3 protein-coding genes are annotated in these 3,698 nt (G+C 54.7%); all 3 read right to left on the bottom strand.

The annotated features are described in order from the left end of the window. Positions 1-121 precede the first annotated feature (121 nt). Positions 122-2,287: a glycoside hydrolase family 3 C-terminal domain-containing protein gene (locus ACLTD4_RS33325; RefSeq protein WP_117624159.1), complete on the bottom strand. Its 2,166-nt coding sequence runs from the start codon at positions 2,285-2,287 to the stop codon at positions 122-124. Between the two features lie 55 nt (positions 2,288-2,342). Then, complete coding sequence (locus ACLTD4_RS33320) at positions 2,343-3,173, bottom strand: carbohydrate ABC transporter permease (protein WP_373266135.1); 831 nt, start codon at positions 3,171-3,173, stop codon at positions 2,343-2,345. Continuing rightward, positions 3,170-3,698: carbohydrate ABC transporter permease (locus tag ACLTD4_RS33315; RefSeq protein ID WP_412331950.1), on the bottom strand; the 529-nt coding region annotated here is incomplete at its 5' end. The genes ACLTD4_RS33315 and ACLTD4_RS33320, both read right to left, overlap by 4 nt.

The following is a 3,698-nucleotide window of genomic DNA, read 5'->3' as shown; positions in this document are numbered from 1 at the left end:
CGGGCTGCCGTCAATCAGCCTATTGTAGCCAACGTTTGAGGTAGGAGACATGAATCACATGTCGTACTACGTGTAGTTGAGTTACAAGCCCGTGCCTGGGCCTGCCCCGCTTCATCGGGCATTAGACATGGGTAATTGACCGACATTTTCCTCCTAATGCATCGTTTTCTTTAATTTCAACGGTCTGAACAAGCCGCACGTCACCAACGGACCGCCCCACGCAGACCGAATACTCATCCTCCGGCACTTCGAACGCCATTTTCTCCTCATTGTAGTAAGAAAATGCTTTCCATGGAAGCCGGAAATCCACAGCGCGCTCCTCGCCCGGCTGAAGGCGGACTTTCACAAATCCCTTAAGCTCCCTGGCCGGCCGTTTGACAGTCTTTCCGGCTGCACCGACGTAAATCTCCACGACCTCCGCTCCAGCCACAGAGCCGCAGTTTCTCACTGTCACAGTACCATAGAAGCCGTCTTCCCGCCGCTCCAGCTTTAAATCCCCATAGGAAAACTCCGTATAGGACAATCCGTGACCAAAGCAGTAGCGGACCGCTTTTCGCTCCGTCTCGTAATACCGGTAGCCAACGTAGACGCTTTCCCGATAGGCAACGATATCGCCGCCCGGAAACTCTCCGATGGAATGGGCCGGGCAGTCCTCCAGCCGCTTCGGGATGGTAAATGGAAGCCTGCCGGAAGGATTCACCCTGCCGAGAAGGACCTCTGCCATGGCCAGGCCGCCTTCCATTCCGTTGTAGCTGCTGTATACAATGGCCTTCGCCCGGTCGGCAAAGACCTCCATGTCCACCGGAGAACCGGCCGTGACTGCGATGACCGTATTCTCATTGGCATCCAGGACAGCGGAGATCAGTTCCTCCTGTCCGTAAGGAAGCTTCATATCCGGCCGGTCGCATCCCTCCAGATCGAACTCGTGATTCAGCCCGATAAACAAAACGGCGTTTTCACAGGATTCTGCCAGGGCTGCGGCTTCCCTTATGAGTTCTCTGCGGCGTTTCTCCGCCGCATCGCTTCCGTCTCCCTTATATGACGCCTTATAGGCCCGTTCCTCCAGGCTCTCCGCCTGCCAGTTTTCCTGTTCCGCCGATTTTTCACCGTCGCTCTGGTAGCCTGGAGCATACTCTACGCTGACCGCTCCGCCCAGCTCCATCTTAAGTCCCATAAGCGGTGTAAGCTCGTAAAGCGCCTTGATCGCCGCGCTGCCGCCGCCGCTGGAATGCATTTTCCCTGCATTTTCCCCGATTACCGCCAGGCGTTTCACTGGCTTCAGCGGAAGAATCCCGCCTTCATTCTTTAACAGCACAATCGCCTCTTCGGCACATTTGAGGATTGCCTCCTGATGATCCCTCGTGTTATAGGAGCCTCTCTTTCTGACGCCGTCCAGCATATGGAGCCGGTCCATGAGAACCAGGATATTCTTAACCTTCTCGTCCAGCAGCGCCTCGGGGACCTCTCCGGATCGGACCTTTTCCGCCAGCGGGTCCGCCATGCAGTACTGATCAAAATCACTGGTCACCGACATCTCGATGTCCAGTCCGTTTTCCGCGGCCTGCATCGTGTCGTGGACGCCTCCCCAATCGGATATGACCACGCCGTCAAAGCCCCATTCCCCGCGGAGAATGTCCTGCAGCAGGTAATGGTTATGGCAGCAGTGTTCTCCGCGGAACCGGTTGTAGGCTCCCATCAGCGTCTTCGTCTTTCCCTCTTTCACCGCGGCCTCGAAGCCGGGGAGATAGAGCTCTCTGAGCGCCCGCTCGTCCACGGCAGCCTCCACATCGAGCCTGCGTGTCTCCTGATTGTTTAAGGCAAAATGCTTCACACAGGCCGCCGTATCCTGCTCCTCAATGCCCCGGATAAGCGGAACTGCCATTTCCGAGATCAGATGGGGATCCTCACTCATGTACTCAAAATTTCTGCCGCAGAGTGGGGAACGAATCAGATTGATTCCCGGAGCCAGGATCACGTCCTTTCCACGTCCCCTGGCCTCCTGCCCCAGCACGCATCCCATGTCTGCCGCCCGCTCCCGGTTCCAGGTGCAGGCGATGGCCGTATTACTGGGCAGGTAGGACACGTAATCATCCGTCGTCCCCTTAGGCGCCCAGTTGTCGTCCTGCAGTTCCTTTCTGACCCCCATGGGGCCGTCCGACATCCAGAGCGGCGGGATTCCGAGGCGCTCCACACCTTTCGTATGGAAAATCCCCTGTCCATGAATCATCCCGATCTTTTCTTCCAGGGTCATTTCCCGGATCAGATCCCAGATCTTCTGCATTGTCATTCGTTCCTCCTCCTTGCAGGCTTATTTTTTTCAGCCGTCTTTTAACGGCTCTGTTTTAACCTTTGACAGATCCGGCCGACACACCGCCCACTATGTATTTCTGCCCCAGAATAAAGACCAGCAGCACGGGTGCCAGCGTCAGCATGATATCCGCCGCCACCAGATTCCAGGAATTCTGGAAGGCCCCGAAGAAGTTATAGACGGCAAGCGTCATAGGCCATTTTCTGGAATTGTTTAAGTAATACAGCGGCATGGTGAAATCGTTCCATACCGCCATGAAATCCAGCACAAACAGTGTGGAAACAATCGGTTTCAACAGCGGCGCGATCACCTTTAAGAAGAGCTGCCATGGCTTGCATCCGTCGATGACCGCCGCCTCGTCGATCTCACGCGGAATCGTCGCCACAAAGCCGTAAGCCAGAAACAGGCTCAGCGGTATGTTGATCGCGGCATATAAGAGAATGATGCCGATTCTGGTGTTGACCAGATGAAACGCCTGCATGACCTTCATCAAAGCTACATTGTTGATCGGCATGGCGATGCCGGAGATGATAAAGTAATATAGAAAACGGTTGACGCCCTTCTGGTTTCTGGATATGACGAAGGCTGCTGCCGCAACCAGTCCGACTACGATGATTACGCTGCCGGCCGCATAGAGGAGTCCGTTGAAGAAGGAGGACACAAGCTTGCCCTGTTCGATTACGGTAGCATAGTTTTCAAATACCCATTTCGTCGGGAGTGACAGTGTCATCCGGTTGGCCTCGGCCGAGGTCTTAAAGGAATTTAAGAACAGCACCACCAGCGGGATAATGACGATCAGGCTGATTACGATTGAGATCAGGTTTCCGGCCACACGGCCGATAGTTCTGCCGGTTCTTCCCATCATGCTTCCACCTCCTTATTTTCCATGGATTTGATGATAAAGTAAAGCAGCGCCAGCACAAAGAAAAACAGGACGCTGGACAGCGTGGTGCCCATGGCTAAATCTCCCTTGGAGAATTCCTTGTAAACAGCTGTATTGATTACGCCTGTAGCGTTTCCCGGGCCTCCGTTTGTCAGGGAATAGATCATATCGAATACGCGCAGGCCGTATGTAACATTTAAAACCGTTACATTGACAAGAACCGGCTTTAATAAGGGCAGCGTGATATTCCGCAGCTTCTGGAAGAAATTGGCGCCGTCGATGCTGGCCGCCTCGTAGTACTCCGGCGAGATGGACATCAGCCCGGCGATGACGACAACCATGATGTAACCCATGCCCTTCCAGGTATCCACGGTCATGACCGTCGGGAACACCAGACTTAGATCGGTCAGCCAGTTTTTAGCCAGCCCGTCAAGCCCGATTCCCCTCAGAAAATTGTTTAAGAAGCCGGTGGTTGGATGGAGCATGCTCCGGAACACGAGGCCGACC

The sequence above is a fragment of the Hungatella sp. genome, assembly GCF_046966825.1.
This window is presented reverse-complemented; position numbering and strand designations above follow the sequence as displayed.

What these genes read in the sequence shown, in the direction of transcription:
- ACLTD4_RS33320 (WP_373266135.1), bottom strand. Translation starts at nt 3,173, where the DNA reads ATGATGGGAAGAACCGGCAGAACTATCGGCCGTGTGGCCGGAAACCTG.
- ACLTD4_RS33325 (WP_117624159.1), bottom strand. Translation starts at nt 2,287, where the DNA reads ATGACAATGCAGAAGATCTGGGATCTGATCCGGGAAATGACCCTGGAA.